4 protein-coding genes are annotated in these 2,422 nt (G+C 59.3%); all 4 read left to right on the top strand.

Going from position 1 to position 2,422, the window contains the following annotated elements; translation table 11 throughout:
- On the top strand, positions 1–151 hold a 151-nt coding region (locus tag EN939_RS29985; protein WP_164750711.1), incomplete at its 5' end, for a 4Fe-4S binding protein.
- Between the two features lie 79 nt (positions 152–230).
- Entirely contained in the window at positions 231–422 is a 192-nt protein-coding gene (locus EN939_RS39420) for an exopolysaccharide production repressor protein (protein ID WP_127230899.1), read from the top strand.
- Between the two features lie 236 nt (positions 423–658).
- Positions 659–1,672 (top strand): 1-aminocyclopropane-1-carboxylate deaminase, encoded by a 1,014-nt coding sequence (locus EN939_RS29995; protein WP_024505903.1) that lies wholly within the window; start codon positions 659–661, stop codon positions 1,670–1,672.
- A gap of 599 nt (positions 1,673–2,271) precedes the next feature.
- The coding region (locus tag EN939_RS39425; protein WP_245473209.1) for a TlpA family protein disulfide reductase at positions 2,272–2,422 on the top strand (151 nt) is incomplete at its 3' end.

Below are 2,422 nucleotides of genomic sequence, written 5' to 3' on the forward strand. Positions count from 1 at the left end.
CGATGACGAGGACGACGATTTCGACGGCAAGCTCAATCGCATGATCATGGTTGTCGATGATGCCGGCCGCTGCATAGGCTGCGGAGCCTGCGGCCGCGTCTGCCCCAAGAACTGCCAGACGCATGTTCCGGCCGACGAGCTCGCAACATGATCTGGCGAAAACCAGGGGAGCGGCGTGCACTTCATCTTTTTGTCGGCTCGTGGGGCTGGTCCTGTGCAGCAATGCGTCGATGGTTTACTTCGCTTTGGATTCGCTCCGTGTGGCAGTCGTCACGACGCTGGCCTGTTCGCTGCTGCTTCAGGCCGGCTACTTCGGCCGCGTGCTCTTTCTGATCTGGCAGTCCTCTAGCCGCGCTCGTGGAACTCGCCACAGGGGCCAGCATGCCGATGGTTACAGGAAAGCTCGGGTACCAGTCGTCTGACTCTGATCAACTGCGGAATGCAATTTTCAGCTGTGTCCCGGCTTGGTCGAATGCCCAGCATGTGCTGCTGCTTTGATGCGCGGATGACAGGATCAGTGCTCAGACCCACACCAATTTTGGTCACCCTCTGATGACTGAGCTGATCGTATAGGGAATCTGTGTTCGGCTAACACGCGACCATACCCCTGGGCTGACCGGTGCGTAGCAGGTTCAGGTACTTTTTTGCTGGAGATAGCATGCTGGAAAAATTCGAACGTTATCCGCTCACCTTTGGACCCACGCCGATCGAGAGGCTCGACCGCCTCGGCAAGCATCTGGGCGACAAGGTGGAAATCTACGTCAAACGCGAGGACTGCAACTCCGGTCTCGCGTTCGGCGGAAACAAGCTGCGCAAGCTCGAATACATTGTGCCCGACGCGATCGCGTCAGATGCCGATACGCTCGTCACAATCGGTGGCGTGCAGTCCAACCATACGCGCATGGTCGCTGCGGTCGCCGCCAAGATCGGCATGAAATGCCTCCTGGTCCAGGAGAGCTGGGTCCCACATGATGATGCTGTCTACGACCGGGTCGGCAATATCCTCTTGAGCCGCATCATGGGGGCAGAGGTGCGCCTGGTTGACGAGGGCTTTGACATCGGCATCCGCCGCAGCTGGGAAAAGGCACTTTATGAAGTCAAGGCAAGGGGCGGCAGGCCATATGCGATACCTGCCGGCGCCTCTGTCCACAAATACGGCGGCCTGGGCTATGTGGGGTTCGCTGAGGAGGTGCGTGCCCAGGAAGAGCAGCTTGGGTTTGCCTTCGACTATATCGTCGTCTGTACGGTGACTGGTTCAACCCACGGCGGCATGCTCGTCGGGTTCGCCAAGGATGGTCGACAGCGCAACGTGATCGGTATCGATGCCTCCGCCATGCCCGCCAAGACCAAGGCGCAGGTGCTTGGCATCGCCCAAAATACAGCGAAGCTCGTCCACCTCGGAGCGGAAATTGTCGAGGCAGACGTGGTGTTGTTCATGGACTACGCGTACCCGGGTTATGGCGTTCCATCGGAGGAAACCAAAGAGGCAATCCGTTTGTGCGCGCGGCTCGAGGGCATGATTACGGACCCCGTTTACGAGGGCAAATCGATGCAAGGGATGATCGACCTCGTCCAGAGGGGCTTCTTTCCACAGGGATCGAGGGTCCTCTACGCACATCTAGGCGGCGCACCGGCGATCAACGGGTACGGCTACACCTTTCGCAACGGCTGACGTTCGGCAGTCTGCGATTCCGCGGTCGCGCTCGAACGTGGGTAGGTAGCGTCGTTCGAGCGCTTGGCTGGAGAAGTGGAGGCAGCGACGGGCATCCACTAATTGGTACCATTACGTGCTGTCGGTGCTCAACGCCACGCGCATTGAGCGCATGCCGCCGTTGGCAACCGCGAGGCGAATTTTGACTCCGGGGCAAGAATCCACACGCGGCGGTGGCGGCACGAGGACCAAGCCGGCGAGTTCGCGCTTTCGAACTGGCGCCAAACTGCCACTGCTCGAGGGCCGAGGCCAGTCTAATCACAGGCGAGCCGTCCAAGCTCTCAAGAGTGATAGGGCGAAACCCGACAGCGGCAGAAGACATGTCGGGTTCACGACAATCGGCCGCATTTGGCCTCGTGGAGAATTTCAAAGCATTTCCCGCCGCTTACCGGAGCTGAGGGAATTGGCACCTCCGTTGCAGCTTGATGTGCGGCAACACGGTGAGAGCTTCGCTGAAGCAAGCCAGAGGGAGCGATGCCCTCGAGACCGTGTCCGATTTTGACTGGAAAATATTCCGCGACAAAAGAGACGAAAGGTGTGGAATGACTTTGGACACCAAGATGGAACTGCGTATGGGGTCCCCGGCTCCTGCGATCAAAGTGGAGAACTGGCTGCGTGGCGAGCCCCTCACGAACTTTCGGCCCGGCAAGGTCTACCTCGTTGAGTTTTGGGCGACTTGGTGCGGACCATGTGTCGACGCCATGCCCCATT

Origin of the sequence: Mesorhizobium sp. M7A.F.Ca.CA.002.05.1.1 (assembly GCF_003998335.1) — a bacterium.
In the GTDB taxonomy this organism is placed as follows: Bacteria; Pseudomonadota; Alphaproteobacteria; order Rhizobiales; family Rhizobiaceae; genus Mesorhizobium.

What these genes read in the sequence shown, in the direction of transcription:
- EN939_RS39420 (WP_127230899.1), top strand. Translation starts at nt 231, where the DNA reads ATGGTTTACTTCGCTTTGGATTCGCTCCGTGTGGCAGTCGTCACGACG.
- EN939_RS29995 (WP_024505903.1), top strand. Translation starts at nt 659, where the DNA reads ATGCTGGAAAAATTCGAACGTTATCCGCTCACCTTTGGACCCACGCCG.